Origin of the sequence: Paenibacillus donghaensis, from assembly GCF_002192415.1 — a bacterium.
Lineage (GTDB): Bacteria > Bacillota > Bacilli > Paenibacillales > Paenibacillaceae > Paenibacillus_AQ > Paenibacillus_AQ donghaensis.
Genome location: NZ_CP021780.1, coordinates 4,026,977 through 4,051,907, shown reverse-complemented (window position 1 = coordinate 4,051,907; position 24,931 = coordinate 4,026,977). Strand labels below are relative to the sequence as shown.

Genomic DNA, 24,931 nt, shown 5'->3' with positions numbered 1-24,931 from the left:
GAAGGAAAGGAGTGGGGTAGTGTGCTATCAGGACAAAGAGGGACGACGATTCTTAAAGTAAATAATGGATCGGTAAGAATTTGTACAGATACAGTAACAGACTCGTTTAGCATTGGCATTAGAACAGATAAAGACATGGAATGGAAGAGTATTAGTAGAGAGTTGCATGATTTGCTAATTAAAGAGCTTGTAGATCAACGAGGAAGTCGGTAAAAGGCGTATTTTATAATAAGGAGGATCAAAGTTATGTACTCAAAACTAAGATTGAACTATATTGACACCGCACAAGAGTTATATGATCAATGGACTAAGCTGTCGCATAAAGAGAAAAACATTGAATATGCAAAATGGGTGGAGGGGGAGATAACAAATGGACATTATATTATTGAACTTGGTCAATATGGGGTACAAGATACGTACAAAATTCCAGACTATCTATTATTAAAGGGATCAGATGAATGTTGGAATGCCATTTTAAAAGATTGGGACAAGAGGAACAGAAAGCAAGACATAAATGGAGGTACTAAGTGTCTAACTATAAATATAAATGTCCAACCGAATATGGGTACATAAAATTCCAATTAACAAAGGAGCAGCATAATTCATTATTCAAATATCGTCAAATCAAGTGGAATGATAAATATGAATATTATTATAGTGATCAAGGGGTTATTCTTCACAGCTTCACAAATAATATTGCCATTGCTCTAACAACTATTCTTTTCCCAGTTCTAGTGTTGTTTGCAGGGCTTTCAAACTTTAAAAAGTGTACTAAAGAACTTAAGGAATTATATAACCAAAAAGAATATGGCTCATTTATTAGGAACAGTATTCATTTTGATAGCAATAAATATAATGAAATAATTAAGATCGTTAATATGAAGGAAGGGCGTATTAAAAATGAATCTATATAAAATTATGTTTGAGCATTTTGCTCCAAAAGACAGTAAAGCCGGAATAGTAACCTATCTGCAAGCTAAATCAGATGAAGAAGTGTATGAATGGCTAAAATCTGATCCAGTAGCTGGAAATGAAGGTAAGATAATTACATCATATAAATACAAAGAAGAAGACGATGAAATATATGATGTTTACGATAAAGAATACAATTGCATTGGACAAGAAAATTTTAAAGAAAGAATGATTCGACTTCGAGGAGATATGTTTGATGAAGATGCTGAAGTAGAAGGTGCATATTATGGTGTTACTCTGTATGGATGGGAATGTGTAAGAGAAAACATACCAAATATGTTGTTGGATATTATGAGGCTAAGTGGTGTGGCTATTGAAGAAATCAATAGAAGTTAGGAATAAATAATTGGGAGGGCTTATAATTGAATCACACTGAGTATAACAAAGTAGTCAAGATTGGAGAAGAAGTCTGGATATGCGATTATCGATTTAACGATATTGATAATCAACCAATCCGTCATGTTAAGCCCACCAAAGTTATGGTCGTAAGCAATGAAGAATTGCCAAGTAATAAAACTGTATATTATTCGGAATTTCACTTTAGGCCATTTGGGAAGAATGGCAAACCGTTAGCACAAGTGATTGCTCCATATGATAACACTGGATATCGATCACTAACTGGAACATCACTCAATATCTTCTACGATGAAAAAGAATGTGTAAAGCATTATAAGAAACAATGTAAAACAATAATTATAGATTTTGAATCTGCCAAAGAATCCAAAATGAAATATTATGACAAGAAGATTGCTGAGATTCAAAATGAAATGGAATCCTTAAAAGGAGTGCTAAATTGAAAACAAATATATTCATTCCAACTAAAATTAAAGTTGGATTTCAGAATCGCGATAATACATATACCAAGAAATTGGCTTACGTAATTTATGAAGATCACAAAGGAGTATTGAGAAAGAAAGCTTCCTGGGAAAGCTGGAGAGACAATAATATCGATCCGGTAGACTATGAGAATGAACCAACATCAGGCTTTGTGTTGAATAAGAAGGTTGGAGACTATGTGTCTGACTGGAATCATCGACAGGCATACGTGAGAGTATATGACCCAAGAGGATTTGAGTTTGAAATTACTATTGAGAATTTACTTTACATCCTAGAAAATGCTAACTCAATCAAAGGGAAGGGACTAGAAGGAGAATTTGTATATGCTTGGGAAGGGAAGGAGTTAGTGCTGATACCTGTAGAATCTCCAGACTATCAAGAAATAAGTTCATTCAATAAGATTCTGCACAACAAAGAGTATATTAAGTCAAAAGAATTGATTATTGGAGCTACATATAAAACAAAAGATAATCAAGAACTGGTGTACATGGGGAGGTTTGATTATTGGGATAGAAAGTGGATTCGAGGGGAACAGGGAGAAGAAAGTAGATACAAAGTGGTTAACAAAGGCAAACATTATATCTTTGCTAGTGAGACCACAAATTATCGTAAAAAACCGGACTTGTATGCTATTCAACTTAAATCATTAGGCGATAGAGTTATAGGCTGTTTGTCTGAGGAATGTACTGAACGATATGCTTATATGTTCGACTTACTTGAGCACAAATCATATTATTCTCCACAAGATGAGTCAAAAGATGAATTCGTCTATTACACGAAAGATAGATTCTGTGAAAAGATCAGGACTAAAATTGGAAATTATGCATGGCATTACAGCACAAGTATTTATATCGGAAATGATATAGATAGTGCTGCTGAAGTGATTGGTGATGCAAAAGATAATAATTCTTTTAACTTAAGAATTAGAAAAAAAGTAACTTCAAAATGGAATTACGGTGGATATTCTATGGAAAATGTGACTATATTCAGCGGATCGCTTGAAGATTTGTGGGAGCAATACAAACCTAGATACAGAGATCAATATCTTGTAAATGGAAAACTATTTCAGAGTGGAGATGAAGAATAATGGCAAACCCAAATGATCAAAAGATTCTTGAACTGAAGAAACAAATTGAAGTTAAGAAAGAGAAACTAAGTAAGTCTCAAAAGTTTACACCAATTACTAACTGCTCAATTGAAATTGATGGAGTACGACATAATATTCAAGTACTACAGAAAGAACAAATTCTTAACCTTCTTATTAAGTTAAACGCTTATGTACTGTCTGCTAAAGATTTAGGAGTGCTGGAATCATATAATGTTAGCGGCTATCATGTCCAGGATTGGATTACAGACTTGAAATTGAAATTTGAAATTCTGAATAGAAAAGACGAAGAACAGAAGCTAAAGGCAATGGAATCAAAACTTGATAAGTTACTCTCCGATGATAAAAAAGTTGAACTTGAACTCGATGAGATTGCGAACCTATTGAAATAAAAAACCTTGTTTTATAAGGGATTTCTAACACTGAAAAGCACACGAAAGTCAAATTTTATTAAGAGTATGAAGGAGACAATAATGAAAAAAAGCGAATTACGAACAAAGGCTGGCAAGATTTTTAAGGGAGTAGAATTAGAATTCTTTAATGACCTAATTGATACTATGTCGACAAATGAAGAAGTGAAGAAAACACTAGAAGATAGTGATGGAATCAAAAAAATGATGGAAAGACGTTTTAGAACTGGGAAAATGTGAAGTAAATAAAATGTATCTTTGATCAGAACATAAATAAAATAAAAAGGATGATTAATAATGGAAAATAAAAACCTGTCAGTTGATAGTATTGAAGATGCAAAAAAGAAAGTTTCAGATATCAAAGTTGTTGGAGATGGAGATACTTTCGCTCTACTTTGTAAGGCAAGTTCTGAATCTCAAGGCTGGATGAAATCAACAAAAGTGTGCAATTTGCCCAATGGTTGCTTGGTTCAAGTATCAACACAACAAGCAAACAGAGATGGTAGTTATTCTGTAGCTGAAGCATTAACTTTCGTTCCTGATGTGAATATGACCTCGGATAAAATTATGATGAATATTAAAGAAATTGTAACTGAAGAAAACGATTTTTTATTTCAGAATTAATGAGAACATTCCAGAAACTAGTTAATGATGAGTGGGTTCCAACTATGCTCTACAAGCTTCAGTACAATGATTACTTCAGAATGTTTGACAACATTACTCCGGTCTCAGACAATGGTAAATACATATTCCGTGCTACGAGTTGCCCATATTTTACTGATGATTATGAGCAGCAAAGAATCGATTGTGAAACTTGTTGACAGACTTATAAAGTAAACATATAATTAAAATATGAGTATAAAAGGTGGTGATTAATTGGAAATCCTGAAACATAAGAAAGATGGAAGATTTGGAACACTAGAATATTCAATGTTTGGTGGATCAGTACATTGGTATGACGAGAATAATGTTTTCTGTAAAAGTTTAGGGGATAGGAAAGAGAATATATTAAGTCGATGGGATATTATCGATGAGCTTCCCGAAGGATATGAAATTGGAGAATGGGGAGGTGTTAAAAAGATTAAACAATGACAAATAAAACATACATAAGTTTGGGAGATGCGCTGTATGATTGTTTCAAGAATGATATGGGAAGCGAGAATGAGGTGAATTTGCATGAGGATGCTTATGTGAAGAAGAAGTTAAAGGAATTCATCGGAGTGAAGGAATTTAAGAAAATGGATACTCTGGATGAGAAGTTTTGGAAGGAAGCTTGGAGAGAGTTTGATCAGAGAGTTTGGTATGATCGGCTTAAGTAAGAAATAAGTTTTATAAAGTGAAAATACATATTAAAAGGAGAAATAAAATGAATTATGGAACACGCGAAGTAATTGAACTGCTGGTATTTGACGAAAATGGAAATAAAGTTGCTCACTTAGATAGTCTTAAACAAAGTTATCTCAAGACATCTCAAGGATACTCTCCATATCTGTACATTAAAGATGCCTTATTGAATTATGATCTTCTCGAATTTTCTCATGCTGAAGTTAAAAATAATAGAAGCGACTATGAAAAAGAATTAAATAATGAGAAGGATTTTAAAGAAATATCCTATAATCCAAAACTAGTAAAGAAATGCAAACTCATTGCTAAAACACTTTATCGTACTGATGATACAAAGGAAGATAAGGAAGTGTACTTTAATATTCCAAATGCCAAAACAAACGGAGCGATTGACTTTACATCTTGTAATGAAGGCGAACCAAGTACATTTGATTCAGTATTCAGTATTCATTCCTATAATGAGAATGGCGATATTTTTAAGATTCGGATTGAGCAATAATATCGTAAAAATAATAATTTATCAACTAAAGGGAGAGATCAAATGATTAGGTGTGTTGAATTATATACAGGAAAGTATATCGGAGAAGTAGAAAAGTCTGAAATTAGCGGGAATATGGAATACATTTATGATGATTATACCTATATTTTTAAGCACATGATCATCGACGAGGTAGCATTTTTTGTGAAGAATCGTTTCAGACCGACAATTGAAAATAACTTTTCTTACCACTCTCCAAAAGAGGGTCAGCCAGAAAAATATCAGTCTATTAGAGATATGGCAAAAGAACTCGCCTATCTAATCGAAGAAATGGTTCCAAATGGTCGTGAAAAATCATTGGCTATGACGAACCTTGAGCAGAGCGTGTTCTGGGCTAATGCAGGAATTAGTAGAAGCGAATAGAGATTGAATAATAGACAGGGGATGGCAGATACGCAGGTTACTAAAAGAGATGGAATCCTTAGTGAATATAATCCAAATAAAATCACAGAAGCAATTGTTAAGGCAATGAGAATGACTGAGGTAGGAATTGATAAAGAACTAGCAGAGAAAATCACTTTGAAAGTTACCCAACAAGTAGAAAAGAGTAAAAATACATATTCAGTGGAACAGATTCAAGACCTAATCGAGAAAGACTTAATGATGAGTAGCAGAAAAGATGTTGCAAAAGAATACATAACATACCGCCAAAAAAGAACAGAAGAGCGCTTAAAACAAAGTGAATTGTTTAAGATCGGGGAAGGGATTATTTCTGGAGATAATGAGGAAGTCACTAAAGAAAACGCTAATCTAAATGGCGAATCATACAGTGGAAAAATGAATCGTTTTGGATCAGAGTATAGTAAGATGTATGCGAGAAACGTAATGCTTCCAAAACGATTAGTTAAGGCTATAGATGAAGGATATATTCATGTTCATGACCTAGATCATTATGCAGTTGGAACACATAACTGCATCTTCATTCCATTTGATAAATTATTGGCAGATGGATTCCAGGTTAGTGATAAAGGTTCTGTACGCACTCCAAACTCTATCATGACAGCTATGGCTCAGGTAGCTATTATCTTCCAGTGCCAACAAAACAGTCAGTATGGAGGCTGTGGAGCATCTAAATTCGATTGGGATTTGGCCCCATATGTAACAAAGTCATTCGTGAAGCACTTCAAGAAAGGTCAAATGTATTTCGGTGAAACATTTGTAACAGTGGACATTGAAGAGTTGAACGTTGATAATACTGATCTTCTGAAAGTTTTTCCTAAGTCTTATACATATGCATTAGAAGAAACAAGACTGGAAACGAAACAAGCAGCAGAGAGTATGATTCATAATCTAAATACAATGGCCTCACGTGCTGGCGGTCAAGTTCCTTTCACAAGTATTACATTTGGATTGTGTACTAGTACAGAAGGAAGAATGATATCTGAAGCTATTCTAAATGCATCTATGAATGGACTTGGGCATTCAGAAACAGCAATCTTCCCTCAGCTAATCTTTCAATGTAAACAAGGAGTAAATCAAAATTTAGGCGAACCAAACTATGATATTTTTATAAAGGCAATTGAATGCTCCAGTAAAAGACTTTTTCCAAACTTCGTAAATGTCGATGCGGACTTTAACCTTCAATATTATGATCCTACTAAACCAGATACTTCAATAGCAACGATGGGGTGCAGAACCCGAGTTATTTCAAATCGATTCGGTGAAGTATATCAATCTGGTCGTGGAAATATTTCGTTTAATTCAATTAATCTAACTAAACTTGGCATTGAAAACGGAGTAGTAAATGGAAGAACTGAAGTTGACGTTAATGGTTTCTGGAGCAAACTAGATGAGATTCTTGATATTACACTTGATGGATTACTTCATCGTTTTGATATTCAAGGTAATCAACCAGCAAAAGCAAGTGATTTTATGATGCAAAATGGATCATGGATTGACGGAGAAAAACTCCATCCAAATCAGAAAATTAAAGATTTGCTTCGCATGGGTTCGGTCAGCATTGGATTCGTTGGATTAGCAGAATGCTTGAAAGCGTTGTTTGGAAAACATCACGGAGAAGATCAAAATGTTTGGTATTTTGGTCAAGAACTAATCGGATATATTCGTGATTATTGTGATAAGAAGTCAGATGAATATGATATGAATGTAACTTGTTTTGCATCTCCAGCGGAATCATTAGCAGGAAAGTTTGTTAGAATGCTTCAGAAACAGTATGGAAAAATTGAAGGGGTAACAGATAGAGAATATCTTACCAACTCTTTTCATATTCCTGTATACTATGAAATTGCTGCTCATAAGAAGATTGATCTAGAGGCACCATTTCATAAACTAACAAATGCTGGTCACATTTCCTATGTAGAACTTGATGGTAATGCTAGAAATAATCTAGAAGCATTTAAAAATATTGTGCAATATGCTCTGAGTAAAAATATTGGATATTTTAGCATTAATCATCCAGTTGACAAGTGTATGTCTTGTTATTATGACGGAGTGATTAATAAAGAATGTCCTGCCTGTGGTGAAAACAGTGAAGAAAAAATATCTAAAATTCGTAGGGTGACAGGGTATTTGACAGGAAATGTAAATAATTTCAACTCAGCAAAACGGGCTGAGGAACGTGATAGGGTTCGTCACACTTGAATATCTCTGGATACATAAAGGAAAGTATTGTTGATGGTCAGGGGTTGAGAGCAGTCGTGTTTTTTAGCGGCTGCTATCACAACTGTTTTGGATGCCATTCACCTCAAACGCATGATAAGAATTATGGAGAAGAATTTACAGAAAGTAAGCAACAAGAAATTATCGAGGACATTAAGTCAAATCCACTACTATCTGGATTAACTCTTTCTGGAGGTGATTGTTTTTTCTCAGCAAAAGAAGTGATTAAATTTGTAATAAAGTTAAAAAATGAAATACCAGATATTAATATATGGGTATATACGGGGTTCACGATTGAACAATTGATGGGCAAGAAAGATAACAAATATAAATTATTGGAAATGTGCGATGTTTTGGTTGATGGGAAGTTTGAAATTGGACTGAGGGACACTACAATTAAATTTGCTGGAAGTCGGAATCAGAGAATATTGGACGTTAAAGAAAGTTTAGAATGTGGAAAGGCAATTCTTCTATCTTTAGATAAATAGAGGAGGTGGTTAAATTACTCACTGTTTATGATTCGTTGACAGGAAATGTCCAAAGGTTTGTTGACAAGTTAGACATGAAAAGTATCAAAATTACTCCTGATTTAATAGTCCACGAACCATTTGTATTAATTACATACACAACTGGATTTGGAGAAGTTCCAAAATCTGTTGATCGTTTTCTATCTCTAAATAACAAAAACATTAAAGGTGTAATCGGAAGTGGCAACATGAATTGGGGAAAATTCTTCTGCGGTGCAGCAGAAACAATTTCAAAACAATACGAAGTACCTCTGTTACATAAGTTTGAACTATCGGGAAATAAAAAAGACGTAGAAAAGATAAAACAGGAGGCATTAAATATTGTCTAACACAAATAAATATATCAATCTTAACAATGAGATTATGATTCAGCAAAATGGTCAGTATCAATTTAATAAAGACAAAGAAGCAGTAAAGAGTTATTTTATTGATTACATTAATCAAAACACAGTTTTCTTCCATAACCTCAAGGAGAAACTTAATTATCTGATTGAAAGCGAATATTACGAAGAAGAATTTTTGAGCAAGTATACATATGAACAGATTAAAAATATCTTTGAGATCGCATATTCTAAGAAATTTAGATTCTCATCTTTCATGAGTGCATTTAAATTCTACAATGACTATGCATTAAAGACTAATGACAAGAAGAAAATTCTTGAACGATATGAAGATAGGGTTTCAATTGTTGCACTTTATTTAGCAGATGGAGACTACATTAAAGCACAGAAATTAGTCAAAGCACTGATCAATCAAGAGATACAGCCGAGCACACCTTCATTTCTTAATGCTGGTCGTAAGCGTAGAGGAGAGTTGGTTAGTTGCTTCTTGATGGAGGTAAATGATTCACTCAATGACATCTCAAAAGCAGTTGATATGTCGATGCAACTTAGTAAGGTGGGTGGTGGTGTTTCGATCAATCTTTCTAAAATTAGAGCAAAAGGAGAGGCCATTAAAGGGATTGAGAATGCCACTAAGGGTGTAGTAGGGGTAATGAAACTACTGGATAACGCATTTCGCTATGCAGATCAGATGGGACAGAGACAAGGAAGTGGAGCGACATATTTAAATGTATTTCATGCTGATATTAACGACTTTCTTGACACCAAAAAAATAAGCGCCGATGAAGATGTTCGTGTGAAAACTTTATCCATTGGAGTAGTCATTCCAGACAAATTTATCGAACTAGCCAGAGAAGATAAGGATGCGTATATATTCTATCCATATACAGTTTATAAAGAATATGGTCAACATCTTGATGATATGGATCTGAACAAAATGTATGATAAATTAGCCGAAAATCCCAATGTAAGAAAAGATAAAGTTAATCCACGTAAACTGTTGGAGAAGATGGCTGCATTGAGATTTGAATCTGGATATCCATACATCATGTTTGAGGATAATGTAAATGCTGTTCATGCACTTAAAGAGATCGGCAAAGTTAAGTTTTCTAATTTATGCGTGGAAATTCTCCAACTGACAGATGTGTCTAGTTATCATGACTACAAAGAAGAGGATGAGCTTGGTCTTGATGTGTCTTGTAATCTGAGTTCAATCAATATTGTTAATGTAATGGAAAATAAGTCAATAGCAGAGACAGTTGGAATTGGTGTTGATGCATTAACTGTTGTTTCTGAGAAGACAGATATTAAGAATGCTCCAGCAGTTAGTAAAGCCAACAAATTAATGACTTCAATTGGTCTAGGCGCGATGAATCTTCATGGTTATTTGGCAAAAAATAAAGTCTCTTATGAAAGTGAACAGGGAAGAGATTTTGCAAATACATTCTTTATGATGGTCAATTACTACTCCATTAAGCGTTCGATGGAGATTGCTAAGGGGACGGGTAAGAAGTTTTATAGATTCGAAGACAGTGAGTATGCTTCGGGAAATTATTTTAATAAGTATTTGGAAAATGATTATTCTCCGAAGTTTGATAAGATCAAATCTCTATTTGAAGGCATGACTATTCCATCAGTTACAGACTGGGAACAACTTAAGATCCAAGTAATGAAGCACGGCCTACGTCATTCTTATCGTCTAGCTATTGCACCCACAGGAAGCATCTCATATGTTCAATCATCTACAGCCTCCGTAATGCCTATTATGGAACGTATTGAGGAACGTACTTATGGAAACTCCAAGACATACTATCCAATGCCTTATCTGTCTCCTGAGACTTGGTTTTTCTATAAAGAAGCTTATGATATGGATATGTTTAAAGTTGTAGATATGATTGCTACGATTCAGCAGCACGTTGACCAGGGCATTAGTTTCACACTATTTCTAAAAGATACTCATACAACTAGAGATTTAAATCGAATCGACCTATACGCCCACCACAAAGGAATTAAAACACTTTATTACATGCGAACAAAAGATACTACTAGAGATGATTGTTTATCTTGCTCAGTCTAATATAAAGGAGATTAATCTATTGAATAAGAAAATATATGATGCTGCTGATTGGTCTTCAGAAGAAGACTCATTTACACAGATGTTTTACAATCAAAATGTAAGACAGTTTTGGCTACCGGAAGAAATCAGCCTCAACTCTGACTTGTTGATTTGGAAGTCTTTGAACCTACAAGAAAAAGAAACATATAAAAAAGCCTTAGCAGGGCTAACATTACTTGATACTGAACAAGGGAACACTGGTATGCCATTAATCGCAGGACAAGTAGAAGGACATCAACGAAAAGCAGTTCTAAACTTTATGGCAATGATGGAGAATGCTGTTCATGCTAAATCATATTCAAATATCTTTATGACTCTTTCCCCAAGTGAAGAAATTAAAGATTTGTTCCAGTGGGTTAAGGATAACAAATACCTTCAGAGGAAGGCCAACATCATTGTAGATATTTATAACGATGTTAAATCTGAAGATGAAATTTCTCTCTACAAGGCAATGGTGGCATCTGTTTATCTCGAAAGTTTTTTATTTTACAGCGGGTTCTACTATCCATTACTCTGTTATGGTCAAGGAAGAATGATGCAAAGTGGAGAAATTATTAATCTGATAATTCGAGACGAGGCAATCCACGGAGTGTACATCGGATTACTCGCACAGGAAATCTACAATAAACAATCAGATGTAGTTAAGATTGAGTTGAATGATTTTTCTATCGAATTGCTAAAACAACTTTATAATAATGAGTTGGGATATACCGAGGATTTATATGATGGACTTGGATTGACCCACGATGTTAAAAAGTTCTTGAGATACAATGCGAATAAGGCATTACAAAACCTTGGCTTCGATAATTACTTTGATGAAGAAGAAGTTAATCAGATTGTAATTAATGGACTAGATACAAAAACAAAGTCTATGGACTTCTTCTCGTTAAAAGGAAATTCATATCAAAAAGCGGTTACAGAAGCACTGAAGGATGAGGATTTTTACTTCTCGAATTAATTAAAATAAACATAAAAAAGGGAGAAAAATAACAAATATGACAGACATGATAAAACAACCATTTCAAGCAGAAAAAACTCAATTCGAACAAGTCCGTGAGTTTCACCAAGCATTCAATTGTCCTGCCCCAGAAGTCCCAACTGAACTTTCTGATAAGCTTTCAATGAATCGAGCTTCATTTATTCTTGAGGAAGTAATCGAGCTGCTATACGCAACAGCGGGAGACAAGGAGCGTTTCGATAGATTCTTTGCAGAACTAATCCTCAATGCAGAGAAAACATATGATAAGCAACTCAAGAAACCATTCCCTGACAACAAACTAATTGGTCAAATTGATGCATTTACTGATATTTTATATTTCGCAAATGGCGGTTTTGTTGAGACAGGCATCATCCCGGATAAGATTTTTAATCTGGTGCATAAGGCCAATATGGGAAAAATATTTCCCGATGGGGAGCCACATTATAATGAAGTTGGTAAAGTTGTTAAGCCCGATAACTGGGAAAATGATCATGCTCCAGAACCAAAGATTCTAATTGAGGCAAACAATCAAATTGAGCTTGGAGCAAAGAGATTCGAGTAAGCATTATATCTGGCGGTGGATAATCCATCGCCTTTTTATCTAAACTAAATTTAAGGGAGTTAATAAATGATTATTAAACTTATCGCACATACTCAACTTTCAGAGTCATTTAAAGAGGAAATTAAATATAATATTGACTTTGAATATAATGAACGAGCGGCAATTGCTCTTAGCGCTATTCGATGTTGCTATAGCCCTAATAAACCGTCTGAAATTATTTCTCTAGAAGGTAAAAAATACTTTGGGAACAAAGCTACTGACGGTCAAGGTGGAACTGAAGCAGACCGTCTATTTCGCCATATAACTGGTTCAGGGCACACCAGTACGCTTGAGCATTTAACATATACATTTGCGTTAGAAGGAGTTAGCCGTGCTCTACTTGCTCAATTGACTCGTCATAGACATTTATCGTTTAGTGTCCAAAGTCAACGTTATGTTAGATTGGGCAGTAATGATAAAAGTGGAGGTTTTGAACACGTAGTACCACGATCTATTGATGACAATGCGGATGCATACAGAATCTACGAAGTGGCTCTGAATGATTTGCAGGGTGTTTACGATGAGTTGCGTGAATGTGGAGTGCCAGCAGAAGATGCTCGAATGGTTCTCCCTAACGCAGCCACAACAAACATCGTAATGACGGGTAATCTACGCACTCTTCTAGACTTTTATTCTAAACGTAAGCCGGGAAAAGGTGCTCAATATGAAATTACTCAACTAGCAGAAGGAATCAAATCAGCAATCCTTGAAGTTGATCCTTGGATAGAAAAATATTTCTCATAATTAATAAAGTAAACATATATACAAATAACATAATAAGTGTTACACTAAGTACAGGTTAAAGAAACAAAAAGCCTGTACTTTTATTTTATAGGAGGAGATAAATATTAAAAGTAAAAATAGTAAAGAAGAATCAATTGTTTCGACAAACAGCACCAATTCAGAACTAAGCCATGAAGCCAGAACAATACTATCTCAATGTTGGGTTGAAGATGAGCGAAGAGCAATCAGTTTCATAATTGATAGCAAACATGATTATATCACCAAGAATGGCGATAAATTTAAACCAACCGAAGATACATATGAAGAGCTGCTGAAGTATGAAGCAACAACGGACAGACCTTTTAAAATGTCTAGAGTGAATAATGATGTTTGTATAACAGGAGGGAAAATTAAATGAAGAAGAACAGAACCAGACTCAGAAGAGTGGAGTTAGGTAAAACAGGATTGTTTGAAGCGATTAGACACGTTATTGATAAAGATATTTATAATGAAGACATCGTGTTTGTCTGCATTGGAACGGACAGATCAACAGGAGATTCACTTGGACCAATGGTTGGAACAATGCTGGAGCAGTTAGGATTCGACAACGTGCTTGGTACAATACATAATCCAGTTCATGCAGTTAATCTGAAAGAAAAAGTTGATTCTATCCCTTTAGATAAAACCATAATCGCAATTGATGCTTGCCTGGGAAACTCATCCTCTGTTGGAGTAATCGAAGTATTTAAGGGCGGTATATCTCCTGGTGCTGGAGTCGGAAAGGATCTAGGCAGGGTGGGTGATTATAGTATTAGCGGAATTGTAAATGTTGGAGGATATATGGAATACTTTGTTCTACAAAATACAAGACTTAGTTTGGTCATGGATATGGCAAATCAAATTGCAAATGCGTTAGCTCAAATGTTTGGAGAAACAAATCTGATGGAGGTGGCTATTGCGCAATGAAAAAGATTATCGATAATTTAGTTGTTCGTATATTTGGTCCAGTCGATTTGATGTAATCAGAAGACACCATTATCAAATGGCATATAATCAAGGGAAGTTTGACCAAAATATAGAGTCTACCTTCAGTGAATACGACAAAGAAAAATTCATTCGAATGGAGGAATTGATCAATGAAGATTAAACAATTGGTTCGAGAACAATATCAGGAACTTTGTCCATATAGTGCTCATAAATGTGATACATATGATCAAATTGATTTCAAAATTAAACGTGCAGTTGAAACTGGAAGAGTAACTAATACATATCCTTACAGAATCGTTCAATATCATAATTTACAGTTTGTTGTTTCAGGAGATACGGTTGTCAATATGAGTAAAAATAGTGATTACGCTTATGTTTCTGAGGATCGCAAACAGTCATATGAACGGAAGTTTTATAAAATTGTAGTCTGAAAATACATAAAAACATAATTTGATGAACAAAAAGGAGAAAACTAAATGATACCGGAAGAATTCAAAAAGTACAAAGAATACACATTGGAAAGAAAATGGGATTTTAGCGACGTTGAACACTATGAATTAACAGTAAAACTGCTGGCTGCTTTAGAAGAGGCGGAGCAACAACTAACGAAACGCGAATGGATGCTTAAAGAGTCTCTAGACATTGGAACAAGGCTTGAAGGTAGATTGACAGAGGCAAAACAAGCCCTTGACCAGCCTAAACGCAGATTGCTTGATGCCTACCACAATGAGCGTGCCCATAATCAACATCTCCGTGAGATAAACGCACGGCTGAAACGAGAGGTGGAAGAGGCACAACAACAGCGAAACATTGCTGCGATCAATTATAAAAACTACTACAACGAGACGTTAGAACTAGCTCAACGATTGGCAGAGGCACAGCAGACCATAGCCCATTTACAGGACGAGGGATGTGAGTTTGAAAAAATGCACTTCGATCAGTACGAAAGGGCTATGAGGTTAGAAGAGTCTTTAATGTGGTATGCGAATTCTCTCAACTGGGAACAGGGCGAATATGAAGGTGGAATATTCTTCTCTCTGATGGATCGTGATATAGGAAAACGAGCTAGAGTAGCATTAGGAAATAAGGAAGGGAGCGACATGAGTCAGGTGGAAAACTTCGATATCACAGATATTGATGGATGTGAGTTTGTTTATAGTCGTATTGTTGGTAAGATGCTGATTTCGTGGGATCGTGATTTCGATGGATATGAGACAGGAAAGGTTCGTTGTATCTATGCGGATGGATCGGGTAGACCAGTAGCAGAAGAAGAAGCACAACAGAAGATTGATTGTGGCGAATGGATTGTGTATCGAAAGTAGAGTTAATCAAAGACAAGTTTTATTAAAACACTAAAGGAGAAAATGATGAGCAGATTTAAAGAAACTTTTGAGTATGAGACCATCGCAAACAATGGTAGTACTTATAAATATGTTGATGATGGAAATTGGGTAACGCTATTGGTGAATGGCAAGGAATGGGGAGCATCTGACGGAGATAGATTTATCAGAGTGTTACTTAGGGACATTAAGAAGCTGAAGGAGGAGAAAGAATCTTGAATTGTTCAACTTGCATTTACGCTAACAAAAGTGGTAATGACGATTATGTATTTTGCACATATTGGCAAAATAAGTGTAATGAGTCTAAACAAGACGCAGACGTGTTTGTGAAAAAAGAAATTTTCAAAAAGACGCTGGTATGTGATGTAGGTATTGGATGGGGCTATCCAAGCAAACATTATTCAGCAGAATCACATTGGAGTCATAAAGGAACTGCATCAGAAGGATTAATGTGGAACAATCAGATATGCATACATAAAGATGAGTCCTGTCAGTATCATCGAGAATTGGGAAGTAATGTAGCAGAGAGAAAGGTTAGTGATTATACGAAAATAAACGTTAATTACAATGCTTTTTCAGAAGAAGAGGAATGGTATTAATATTCTAATGAAAGTCTAGATTTATCAAAAGATGGGGGAGCGCATAATGACTAAGCGAAATAATAAAACGAGTGCAGATATCACTGATTGGAGCAATGCAATCAATAAAATTGCGGAAGAGCAACAAATAGAAAATGTTATGTTGTCACCATCAAAATCAGAGATGAAGTACCTTACTGGCTGTGCAAAGAACATTTATGACTATGCTCACCTAATGAACAACGTTTCAGAAATGGCTCATCAAAAATTAATCAGTTTTGAATTGGCACAGCAGATCATGAATGTTCAGAGTAAGAATATTAAAAAGGATGTAAAGTATCTACTAACTTATATTGAAGAAGAGTAAAATTCTTGATCAAATACCTGATTCATAAGGAGGAGAACATATGTCAAAAGTATGCAAGACACATCAAGATAACCCAGCATACATTTATGGACAATGTATTGGATGTGAAATTGAGTATTATCAGAAGAAACTAAAGGAGAAGGATGAAGAGATTGTTCGGTTAAATAATAACTTAAAGGAGATAAAACAAAACTATGAGAATAGCAAAATGAAAATGACTCGTTGGTAGAGGATGTTGATCTTCATGAAATAAGAATGAATGAGATCATTCTTAAAAAAAGCAATGAAGATTTAATAAGTATGTTGTCATATATGAGTGGATATGCAGGAAACAATGAGTTTTTTGATGAGATTTTCCGGTCGGCGGTAGATTATATAGACTAAAAATATTAATAAGAGGAGAACTAAATGACAAATCCAGTAGAAGTTAAGGTAAATGTAATCAATCAGTTAAAACTCTTGCGCCAAAGTACGTTCAAAGACAAACTTTCATTTCTAGATGAAGATATTCAAAATGCTCAACGTGCAAAAGCCACCGAGGTAAAGGTTAGTGTCGATTATTACAACGACAAAGTTACCATTGAAAATAACGGCAAGATTCTTCTTAATCCACAAGCACTATTCTCAATCGCTGAATCGGAATGGGATGAAGACATTCAAAAATCAGAATCACCTTTCGGAATGGGATTCTTTAGCAATATTACGGTGAGCGACTATATTGAAGTGTTTACAGGTAACAAGCATATCATCTTTAACGTTTCCGATATGATCCAGAATAATAAGACTGAGATTGAAGTAAATGATATTGGTGATACATACGATGGTTTTAAACTAATCTTAAATAACTTTGATTTTAGTCAAGTAAGTTCATCAAGCATTCGAGAACGAGTGGAGATGCTTGGTAAATATATTCATGAGTTGGATATTTATTGCGATGGTAAACTCCAAGAAAAGAAGGATTTAACCGAAGGTGATGGAAGTGTGTTTAATAGTAAAATAAACGATGAAACGCTTAAAGGTTGGATTGCTCTACATACCGGATTTTGTCAAGATTTGAATGTATTTTATAAGGGGCGTTTCGTAACTAAACTTGAAAATCTCTACTATGTAAAAGGCGACTTACACATCACAGATAAAACGCTTAATCTAACCTCTCCTGATCGCAAAGATATTATCAGAGATAATAAATATTATGATTTCTTGAAAAGTGTTAAAACATATATTCAAGAACTAGCAAATAACAGTTTCCTAACCGGAGAACAAAAATACATAGATAATCATATTGACTCAATTTCTTACTATGCAGACAAAGAAAAATTGAAGAATGAAATGACATTCTTGATTTTTAACACCGAAGATGAAAAGGACTCAAAATACCTGAGTGGTATTGCACTGGCTAAACGCGACAATGTAGAAATGAAAACAATCAACCAGTATGAAGTATTTCTTAACTCTAAGGCAGCAAAACAATCAGAGTCTAATTACGACGAAATTGAGATAGAATCAGATGTAAAAAGTAAAGCCCCACAAGCAGAAGGCGTTCGGTCTTGGAGAGGGGACGAAGGTAGCTCTGGTGGACGAAGCGAACCTGAAATTGATGGAGATAAACTAGAAGAGAAGAAGGGTAAACAAATTGATTTTGACTCCGAGCCAGTGTTTTGGTTAGGGTTTGATCAAGTAATTGAACAAGAGGACAAATTTAAGATTGCTGAATATTATAAACTAAAAATCATCGTATCGAGAAATAAGTTTGAAAGCAGTGTTCTTGAACTTTTAGGAAAAGAACAAAGCATTGTCCATATCTCACAACTTACTGAAAAAACTAAAATTAGAGCATCTTTATCAAACACAGAATTACAAAGCACCGAAGGAAGAGCCATGATGCTACTTGATATGATTAGTCGTATGGTTGGATTCAATAGAAATGTTTTTGCCATTGGTGATTTGATGGTTCTCAAAGAAACATCTGTAGAGGTATTAAACCATACTATTGAAGCAATTGAAGATAAATTCACTGCCATTCATGATGCTAAAAATAATAAGATTTATATCGATAGAACGGTTATTGACAAGACTAACTTGAGAAATGACTTGGATGATAATTTAGATATCGAGGATTACAAGTTCATTTTGTTTAATTTGAAAGAAATTGTTCGAGAACTGCACTTGATTAACTTTGAGAACAATAAAAAACCAGATGATCTATACGAACGGATTATTAATACACTGGCTATTGCTTGACCTCACCAAATCTATGTTTCGTAAACCAGTAGGGAAAGGAGATAAAAAAGAGTGTGAGAAGAACTAAATTTGATAAATTTTTTGATATTGGAGACTTGGTATTAATTTTATTGGTTACTGTAATAAGTGTTTCATGTTTTGTTCTGAGTGTAGTGAAACCCAATACCACAACTCCTTGGTTTTGGGGCGTTATGAGTGTAATCATGATAATTATCAGTGTTAAAAATATAAATAAGTACAAAAGAATGTAATATGTATGAGTGATGAAAGATGATTTCATACGAAAGAAGAGGAGAAGAGTAAAATGGAATATTGGAACACAATTAAGATTGTAGATATAGCGTCAGTAAGGGGAGTGGGAGGAAGGTTTAGCGATCAAGGCGATCACACCTATTTTACCGTTGCGATGAAAGATGGACAGCTACACACTTTTCACTATGCTAATAGAGACGCTTATGCATTTAGAAGAGAGCTTAAAGGCTTATATAATGAAGTTAATAAAATTGGTGAGTATTACTTGCTGGAGAATAATACATATATAGAAGTCAATGGAGAGTCAATTTTATATGGTTGTCGTGTTGAAAACAACTTGAATGATTACGAATACAAAACTTTACTGGAAATAGAGACGCTAAGAAGAGAAGGAAAGATAGTAGATGAAGGATGGAGACATCTATGTTACATCAGTCTGATTAAAATACAACACGGAAAAGTTGTAAGAGGGGTAATTGATGATGCTGCAATAGCACAGATAAAGTCTCTTGGATTAGATCTGAAGATTGAAAAAGGCAAATATATTAATGGAGAATTAAAGGTATAACTTTCGTTTTAAAAGGCTGCTTTTATAAAGAAAAATAGGAGGATTAATGATTGGATTTGAATTTCGATGTACCTAAATTCACTATGCTGAATAATTCAGCGATTTTCAGACATACTCTCCCTAAGAAAAGAGGGCTTTATTTCTTCTTTGATGACGAAATTAATTTAATATATATAGGCAAAACAAAAAACCTTTTCAAAAGAATTAATGATCACATTAATGGAAAGACACATACACATTTATTTAGTGGAGAGATAAAATACTACAGAACCTGCAATGTTGAATCTGATTTCTCGCTTGATTTATATGAATCACATTACATTAATAGTATGAAACCTAAATACAACAAACTAAAAGTGGATAAGATTTATCAAGAAAAATTAAATTATATCGAGTCTTTTGATATTAGCACTAAGGAGCAAAAACTTATAGAATATCAAAAGGATATTATCATTAAAACCGAATCATTTTGCGAAAAAGTTTTACGGTTATTGAATAATGAGAGAGAGCGGTTAATTACATTTACCTTTATTTTCACTGCTTTTACAGAAGCGAAATTAGATTGGTTCAATCCTAGTGAGGCATATATAAAATATGAATTAAACAAAAGAGGTATTGCTGTTACTAAAATCGGTTTGAAATTAAAGTAAATATAAAATTAAGAGAGGTGTGCTAGTGGATGTAGCTCATTCATTTATCGAATACGAAATATCCGAAGAATATTTAAGCCATGTCTTAAAAATAATTAACAAAAAAAGGAGTTTAGCAAATGAGACTTATTGACCAAATCGAAGATGTTGTTAGATTGTTGAATAATGCAAAAAATGACTTGGAGGAGTGGATTGATGTAATGGAAGAAGATGGATGGACTAGGTATGATAATTCAATGAAAGAAACCAGAGATTTGATTGGCGAAATTGAATCTGTGCTACACAATATTGGAGCATAAAGTAATAAATAAGAGGAGAATGCAGATTATGTTTAAAGAAGGACAGTGGATGTATAACAAATGTGAAGATGGTGCTTGGGGGACATCTGATTATTTAGATACTAAAGAAAAGGCAATCAAACTCGGCGTTGATTATTATGAAGGAGAATCATTTTGGGTAGGACAGATTGAACCTAATAATTGCGGAGTCGGAGTCAATGTTGATAATATCTTAGAGGACATCCATGAAAATGTAAGTTCTGAAATTGGTTCTGAAATTGCTGAAGATTATTTATGCGATGTGAAATCCGAACATTCAGAAATCTTGGAAGAGAGATTGAATGAGGTTTTAGTAAAATGGATGGAAGAATTCAGTTACACTCCTTCATTTTTCAAAATGACTAATGTTGAGAAGATAGAAACCATTGATTTATAAGGGTTTTATGACCACTAAAATGTCGTAAAATACAGATTTTATCAAGAGTGAATAATCAATAAAGTAAACATATACATATTAAATAATGCGTGGTATAATTCTCTTATGGGCTTAAGGCTACATGTATACCCATCTATACAAGATGAGCCAAATCTATACACATGGGAGGATTATACCTTGATCGATAATTGTGAAATTGATTTAGGATTTAGTTGGACTAAGGGTAGAAACGGTAAGAGATCGTATTTGCAGCCATCAATTATTGGAGAATCAAAACCGATGTTCGACATGAACATTAAAGCAGATGATTATGTCTTTGATGATGAGATGTTCGTAGGGAAATTGGCATTACGTCATAGCGACATCAAGTATTTTTCAATGAACAATAATAAGGCTGAAGCTAAAACAAGCGATATCATTCTTAAGACAGCAATTGGAGCTATCAGCAGATCGAATCCTATTAATTTATTAACCGGATTACCATTAAATTTTTATTTTAAACAGAAGAGCGAATTTGAAAATAAGATAATTAGTTTGAATGAAGTCGGTACATATAATATTCGTAAAGGTAAAAATAGTAACAATCAAATCAAACTTATCATAAACAGATGTAAAGTTGTTCCTCAAGGATATGGTATTGCTATGGATTATATATTAAATCAAGATGGAAGCATAGAAAAACATAGGGTAGCCAAATCAAAAATATTGGCTGTGGATTTGGGGTTTTATACTCTTGGATTACTTGGCTTAGACAAGATGGAGATTATGAAAGAATCGGCTGGCTTGCTATTGGGTGTAGAAAATGCATACAAGTTATTGCAGAGTTATTTACATGCTTCTATAGGAAAGTCTCCGGCAAAGTATGAAATGGATCAACACGTTGTATCCGGTGTATATGAAGGAATGGATATTAAACCACTGATAAACAAAGCATTCAAAGCGTTGGCACAGCAAATACAAAATGAAATTGAGAGTTTGAATATTCGATTTGATCATTATTTAATTGGCGGAGGTGCTGCACGGTTCATATACAACTATTTAAACCTACCCAATAAAATCCTTTTTGATCAATTGTCCCAGATTAGAGGATACGGAAAGATAGGTGCTCGTATATGGAAATAGTAGCGAGAGCAAGGTTGAGACCGGATAAAGATGAAGATTTAATAAAGGCGTTTGAACAATTACCCAAGCACAAGGATAGAAGTGATGTAGTTAGAGAGGCATTGAGATTGATGTTTTCTGGTGGAGACAGGATTAGGAGTAAAGGTGTAGTTGTTGATAGTGAAGTGTTTGAATTAAATACAGCCACTGAATCAATACCAGATGAAGTTTTAGACAACAGTATAGATGAGTTTTTATTGGGAATATGAGAACGGGGTAACGCCTGTTCTATACATAGATTAATAAATATAATGATGAATAGAGAGGGTGAATTTAATCAAAAATTTATACTTCTGGATTGTTGCTTCATTTTCAATTTTATTAGTTCTTCTCAGTCGTTCCGATTTGAGTATTGTGTTGATTTTATTAGCTATTTTGCAAATGCAATTAGCAAAGATCAATAACTAAAGATTTGATCAAATCAATATTTCGTAAAGATATATAAGAAAGGAGTCGTTAACTAACTTGTGCATCTACTGTAATTATCATAATCATCGAGACTACTCAAACATCTTCGTACCAGACAGTTCAGTTAAAATTGATGATTATGTAAAACGATCTAAAGAACTTGATCATAAGATATTATGTAGCATGGAACATGGATTTCAAGGTAGATATTTTGATACATATGATGTAGCCAAGAGAGAAAATCTTAAATTCATATTTGGAACTGAGGCATATTGGGTTAAGGATAGACTTGAGAAAGATAAAACGAACGGCCATATCTGTATATTTGCAAAATCGGAAAAGGGAAGACGTGACATTAACCGTATTCTCTCAGAGGCAAATGAGACAGGATACTATTACAGACCACGGATTGATTTAAACTTATTATCTACCGTTGACCCAAATGAAGTTTTCGTAACGTCTGCATGCATCGCTTTTTGGCAATATGAGGACATTGATAAAATTGTAAGTGACCTTCATTCATATTTTGGCAAAAACTTTATGATGGAAGTTCAAGCCCATCATACAGAACCTCAGAAGGAACTACATGGACGGATATTAGACTTGGCTGCTAAACACAATATTGAATTGATTGCTGGATGCGATAGTCATTTTATCTATCCAGAACAGGCAATAGATAGAGATAATGTGCTTGAGTCAAAGGGTATTATTTATGAAAATGAAGAAGGATGGTTCATGGACTATCCAGATGGAGAAACATTAAAAAGAAGATTTATGGAACAAGGTATCTTATCTGAAGAACAGATTGATAGGGCTATTAATAACACTTTATTGTTTATGGATTTTGATGATTATGACTCAAACATAATTAAAGTTTTTAGTAAAGATATTAAACTTCCCACACTTTATCCTGAACTAACTCAAGATGAGCGAGATTATAAGTACAAGATGCTTATTAATGACAGTTGGAGAGAGGCAAAGAAGCTAATCCTGCCAGAGAAACATGCATATTATGTAGACGAGATTAGAAAAGAAGGAACGGTAGTTGTTAACACTGGAATGTCCGATTATTTTCTAATTGATCATGAGATCATAAAGGAAGCAGTTAATATGGGTGGGATCATTACATCTACTGGTCGTGGATCTGGAGTATCCTTCTATACTAATACGCTTCTGGGCTTCTCTAAGGTGGATAGAATATCTGCTCCAGTACACTTATACCCTGAAAGATTTATGAGTGAGAGTCGTATTTTAGAGACGAAATCGCTACCCGATTGACGCGAATCAATTATGATCTTTGATAACCTAATATTCTTCGCCAAAAGATAGGAGTATCGATAAGCGTAATTGATAGTTGAAAATAATTATTTTGTTTATGAGTATTATATAGAAAATACTCAAGAAGTGTTTTATGTTGGTAAAGGAAAGGGAAATCGGGCAGTCACAGGTAAAAGGAATCAATTTTGTGAAGATATGAAGACTACCCATGATTGGAGTCATCGAATAATTTATGATAGTCTTTCTGAAAAAGATGCCTTCAGCAAAGAAAAAGAACTTATAAAATTTTATCGAGATAATTCGGATTTTAGAATTACGAATCAAACAGATGGAGGAGACGGTGTATCTGGATTACATCATTCCGAAGCAAGTAAAAATAATATAAGCGAAAAGTCAATAAATAGATGGAACGATGAATCATATCGTAGTCGTCAAACACAATACAGAAATGATCCTAATGGTGCTTATCAAAGCAAAGAGTTTCGGTTGAAATTATCAGAGAAGACCAGCGGTAAGAATAACGGAAATTTTAATAATAGATGGACAAAAGAACAAAAAAATCATCTGAGCATGTTAAGAAAACAAAATGAACTATCAAAGGGTAAGAACAATCCTAAAGCAAAAAAAGTCATGTGCATTGAAACTGGAGAAATATTTGATTACATAGGATTAGCCAAAGAAAAATATAGCGTAAAGCATGAGGCCAGTTTTACCGTAGCCATCGACTGCAAAACTAGAACATGTGCAGGTCTTCATTGGGTATCAATAAAATACGAAAATCTTGAATTTTTTAGTAATGAATCGAATAGAGAAAAATATTATATAGAATGCTTGATAGAAACACCAAATATGATTCCAATTATTAGATTAGAAGATGGCATTATTTATGAAACTAAAAAACAATTAAGAGATATCCTTTCTATTGGACAAAAAATGTTAAATAAGATACTAAAAACTGGCGAAGAATATATGGGTTATCATTATTCTATAATTGATAAAAATAGTCGCACATAGCAGTGATGTTATGTGAAAATCCTGAATATGCGGGAAGTTCCTGAGAGCCTTAATTACTAAATCATAAGAGAAATTTTATGATGGCAAGGGGTAATGCCCAAGGTATAGTAATAAGATTAAGGATTGGATAATCCGCAGACATAGCCCTTAAAAGGGAAGGTCTCAACGACTACCAAGGGACATCTCATATTTAAAGAGATGATGGTATAGTCTACTCCGTGAACATTTTTATATGTTCAAATAAAAATATCCCGAAAGGGA

Annotated in this window: 35 protein-coding genes; all 35 read left to right on the top strand. The window is 34.2% G+C overall.

The genetic code is table 11. The features are described 5' to 3' along the window. Window positions 1–246: 246 nt before the first annotated feature. The 35 genes from B9T62_RS18350 (at window position 247) to B9T62_RS18180 (ending at window position 24,670) form a co-directional block, all read left to right on the top strand. The gene (locus B9T62_RS18350) at window positions 247–573 is read left to right on the top strand and encodes a hypothetical protein (protein WP_087916589.1); all 327 of its coding nucleotides are present in this window, start codon (window positions 247–249) and stop codon (window positions 571–573) included. Beyond that, window positions 528–914 (top strand): hypothetical protein, encoded by a 387-nt coding sequence (locus B9T62_RS18345; RefSeq protein ID WP_087916588.1) that lies wholly within the window; start codon window positions 528–530, stop codon window positions 912–914. The genes B9T62_RS18350 and B9T62_RS18345 overlap by 46 nt, the downstream gene beginning before the upstream one ends. Further along, window positions 901–1,308: a hypothetical protein gene (locus tag B9T62_RS18340; RefSeq protein ID WP_087916587.1), complete on the top strand. Its 408-nt coding sequence runs from the start codon at window positions 901–903 to the stop codon at window positions 1,306–1,308. Before B9T62_RS18345 ends, B9T62_RS18340 begins: the two co-directional genes overlap by 14 nt. 26 nt (window positions 1,309–1,334) lie before the next feature. Next, a complete protein-coding gene (locus B9T62_RS18335; protein WP_087916586.1) occupies window positions 1,335–1,769 on the top strand; it encodes a hypothetical protein in 435 nt (144 codons plus the stop codon). Then, window positions 1,766–2,896, top strand: coding sequence for a hypothetical protein (locus B9T62_RS18330; RefSeq protein ID WP_087916585.1), 1,131 nt, complete (start codon window positions 1,766–1,768; stop codon window positions 2,894–2,896). The genes B9T62_RS18335 and B9T62_RS18330 overlap by 4 nt, the downstream gene beginning before the upstream one ends. Further along, a complete protein-coding gene (locus tag B9T62_RS18325; protein WP_087916584.1) occupies window positions 2,896–3,306 on the top strand; it encodes a hypothetical protein in 411 nt (136 codons plus the stop codon). Before B9T62_RS18330 ends, B9T62_RS18325 begins: the two co-directional genes overlap by 1 nt. A gap of 81 nt (window positions 3,307–3,387) precedes the next feature. Beyond that, window positions 3,388–3,564 carry a hypothetical protein gene (locus B9T62_RS39185; protein WP_157793882.1) on the top strand — a complete coding sequence of 59 codons (177 nt, stop codon included), beginning with the start codon at window positions 3,388–3,390 and terminating at the stop codon, window positions 3,562–3,564. Window positions 3,565–3,621: 57 nt separating this feature from the next. Continuing rightward, complete coding sequence (locus B9T62_RS18320; protein WP_087916583.1) at window positions 3,622–3,948, top strand: hypothetical protein; 327 nt, start codon at window positions 3,622–3,624, stop codon at window positions 3,946–3,948. A 252-nt stretch (window positions 3,949–4,200) separates the two neighbouring features. Then, window positions 4,201–4,416 (top strand): hypothetical protein, encoded by a 216-nt coding sequence (locus B9T62_RS18315; RefSeq protein ID WP_087916582.1) that lies wholly within the window; start codon window positions 4,201–4,203, stop codon window positions 4,414–4,416. Then, window positions 4,413–4,643: a hypothetical protein gene (locus B9T62_RS18310; protein ID WP_087916581.1), complete on the top strand. Its 231-nt coding sequence runs from the start codon at window positions 4,413–4,415 to the stop codon at window positions 4,641–4,643. Before B9T62_RS18315 ends, B9T62_RS18310 begins: the two co-directional genes overlap by 4 nt. Window positions 4,644–4,690: 47 nt before the next feature. Beyond that, window positions 4,691–5,167, top strand: a complete 477-nt coding sequence (locus B9T62_RS18305; protein WP_087916580.1) for a hypothetical protein — start codon at window positions 4,691–4,693, stop codon at window positions 5,165–5,167. A 42-nt stretch (window positions 5,168–5,209) separates the two neighbouring features. Further along, window positions 5,210–5,569, top strand: a complete 360-nt coding sequence (locus B9T62_RS18300; protein ID WP_245864493.1) for an Acb2/Tad1 domain-containing protein — start codon at window positions 5,210–5,212, stop codon at window positions 5,567–5,569. 3 nt (window positions 5,570–5,572) lie between these two features. Then, window positions 5,573–7,807, top strand: a complete 2,235-nt coding sequence (locus B9T62_RS18295; protein WP_342746179.1) for an anaerobic ribonucleoside triphosphate reductase — start codon at window positions 5,573–5,575, stop codon at window positions 7,805–7,807. After that, window positions 7,804–8,313, top strand: a complete 510-nt coding sequence (nrdG, locus tag B9T62_RS18290) for an anaerobic ribonucleoside-triphosphate reductase activating protein (protein WP_087916579.1) — start codon at window positions 7,804–7,806, stop codon at window positions 8,311–8,313. Before B9T62_RS18295 ends, nrdG begins: the two co-directional genes overlap by 4 nt. A gap of 5 nt (window positions 8,314–8,318) precedes the next feature. Next, window positions 8,319–8,681, top strand: a complete 363-nt coding sequence (nrdI, locus tag B9T62_RS18285) for a class Ib ribonucleoside-diphosphate reductase assembly flavoprotein NrdI (RefSeq protein ID WP_087916578.1) — start codon at window positions 8,319–8,321, stop codon at window positions 8,679–8,681. After that, window positions 8,671–10,770 (top strand): class 1b ribonucleoside-diphosphate reductase subunit alpha, encoded by a 2,100-nt coding sequence (gene nrdE / locus B9T62_RS18280; RefSeq protein ID WP_425436695.1) that lies wholly within the window; start codon window positions 8,671–8,673, stop codon window positions 10,768–10,770. The genes nrdI and nrdE overlap by 11 nt, the downstream gene beginning before the upstream one ends. Before the next feature lie 19 nt (window positions 10,771–10,789). Continuing rightward, window positions 10,790–11,767, top strand: coding sequence for a class 1b ribonucleoside-diphosphate reductase subunit beta (nrdF, locus tag B9T62_RS18275; protein WP_281257743.1), 978 nt, complete (start codon window positions 10,790–10,792; stop codon window positions 11,765–11,767). Between the two features lie 37 nt (window positions 11,768–11,804). Next, window positions 11,805–12,350 carry a pyrophosphohydrolase domain-containing protein gene (locus B9T62_RS18270; RefSeq protein ID WP_211296477.1) on the top strand — a complete coding sequence of 182 codons (546 nt, stop codon included), beginning with the start codon at window positions 11,805–11,807 and terminating at the stop codon, window positions 12,348–12,350. A gap of 66 nt (window positions 12,351–12,416) precedes the next feature. After that, entirely contained in the window at window positions 12,417–13,133 is a 717-nt protein-coding gene (gene thyX / locus B9T62_RS18265) for an FAD-dependent thymidylate synthase (RefSeq protein WP_087916575.1), read from the top strand. 393 nt (window positions 13,134–13,526) lie between these two features. Then, on the top strand, window positions 13,527–14,078 hold the full coding sequence (gene yyaC, locus B9T62_RS18260; protein ID WP_087916574.1) for a spore protease YyaC: 552 nt from the start codon (window positions 13,527–13,529) through the stop codon (window positions 14,076–14,078). Window positions 14,079–14,248: 170 nt separating this feature from the next. Beyond that, window positions 14,249–14,530 (top strand): hypothetical protein, encoded by a 282-nt coding sequence (locus B9T62_RS18255; protein WP_087916573.1) that lies wholly within the window; start codon window positions 14,249–14,251, stop codon window positions 14,528–14,530. Window positions 14,531–14,575: 45 nt separating this feature from the next. Continuing rightward, a complete protein-coding gene (locus tag B9T62_RS18250) occupies window positions 14,576–15,421 on the top strand; it encodes a hypothetical protein (protein ID WP_087916572.1) in 846 nt (281 codons plus the stop codon). A 42-nt stretch (window positions 15,422–15,463) separates the two neighbouring features. Next, window positions 15,464–15,658, top strand: coding sequence for a hypothetical protein (locus B9T62_RS18245; protein WP_157793881.1), 195 nt, complete (start codon window positions 15,464–15,466; stop codon window positions 15,656–15,658). Next, on the top strand, window positions 15,655–16,038 hold the full coding sequence (locus B9T62_RS18240) for a hypothetical protein (RefSeq protein WP_087916570.1): 384 nt from the start codon (window positions 15,655–15,657) through the stop codon (window positions 16,036–16,038). The genes B9T62_RS18245 and B9T62_RS18240 overlap by 4 nt, the downstream gene beginning before the upstream one ends. A gap of 46 nt (window positions 16,039–16,084) precedes the next feature. Next, window positions 16,085–16,384: a hypothetical protein gene (locus B9T62_RS18235; RefSeq protein WP_087916569.1), complete on the top strand. Its 300-nt coding sequence runs from the start codon at window positions 16,085–16,087 to the stop codon at window positions 16,382–16,384. A 40-nt stretch (window positions 16,385–16,424) separates the two neighbouring features. Further along, window positions 16,425–16,613: a hypothetical protein gene (locus B9T62_RS18230; RefSeq protein WP_087916568.1), complete on the top strand. Its 189-nt coding sequence runs from the start codon at window positions 16,425–16,427 to the stop codon at window positions 16,611–16,613. Between the two features lie 179 nt (window positions 16,614–16,792). Continuing rightward, window positions 16,793–18,625: a hypothetical protein gene (locus B9T62_RS18225; RefSeq protein ID WP_087916567.1), complete on the top strand. Its 1,833-nt coding sequence runs from the start codon at window positions 16,793–16,795 to the stop codon at window positions 18,623–18,625. A gap of 304 nt (window positions 18,626–18,929) precedes the next feature. Further along, on the top strand, window positions 18,930–19,445 hold the full coding sequence (locus tag B9T62_RS18215; RefSeq protein ID WP_087916565.1) for a hypothetical protein: 516 nt from the start codon (window positions 18,930–18,932) through the stop codon (window positions 19,443–19,445). Between the two features lie 50 nt (window positions 19,446–19,495). Beyond that, entirely contained in the window at window positions 19,496–20,095 is a 600-nt protein-coding gene (locus B9T62_RS18210; RefSeq protein WP_087916564.1) for a GIY-YIG nuclease family protein, read from the top strand. Window positions 20,096–20,214: 119 nt separating this feature from the next. Continuing rightward, on the top strand, window positions 20,215–20,394 hold the full coding sequence (locus tag B9T62_RS18205; protein WP_087916563.1) for a hypothetical protein: 180 nt from the start codon (window positions 20,215–20,217) through the stop codon (window positions 20,392–20,394). A 28-nt stretch (window positions 20,395–20,422) separates the two neighbouring features. Next, a complete protein-coding gene (locus tag B9T62_RS18200) occupies window positions 20,423–20,809 on the top strand; it encodes a hypothetical protein (RefSeq protein WP_211296476.1) in 387 nt (128 codons plus the stop codon). 177 nt (window positions 20,810–20,986) lie between these two features. Then, window positions 20,987–21,931 carry a ParM/StbA family protein gene (locus tag B9T62_RS18195; protein ID WP_087916562.1) on the top strand — a complete coding sequence of 315 codons (945 nt, stop codon included), beginning with the start codon at window positions 20,987–20,989 and terminating at the stop codon, window positions 21,929–21,931. Continuing rightward, window positions 21,922–22,179: a hypothetical protein gene (locus tag B9T62_RS18190; protein ID WP_087916561.1), complete on the top strand. Its 258-nt coding sequence runs from the start codon at window positions 21,922–21,924 to the stop codon at window positions 22,177–22,179. Before B9T62_RS18195 ends, B9T62_RS18190 begins: the two co-directional genes overlap by 10 nt. A gap of 256 nt (window positions 22,180–22,435) precedes the next feature. After that, the gene (locus tag B9T62_RS18185; protein WP_087916560.1) at window positions 22,436–23,656 is read left to right on the top strand and encodes a PHP domain-containing protein; all 1,221 of its coding nucleotides are present in this window, start codon (window positions 22,436–22,438) and stop codon (window positions 23,654–23,656) included. Window positions 23,657–23,725: 69 nt separating this feature from the next. Further along, window positions 23,726–24,670 (top strand): GIY-YIG nuclease family protein, encoded by a 945-nt coding sequence (locus B9T62_RS18180; protein WP_087916559.1) that lies wholly within the window; start codon window positions 23,726–23,728, stop codon window positions 24,668–24,670. Window positions 24,671–24,931: the final 261 nt, after the last annotated feature.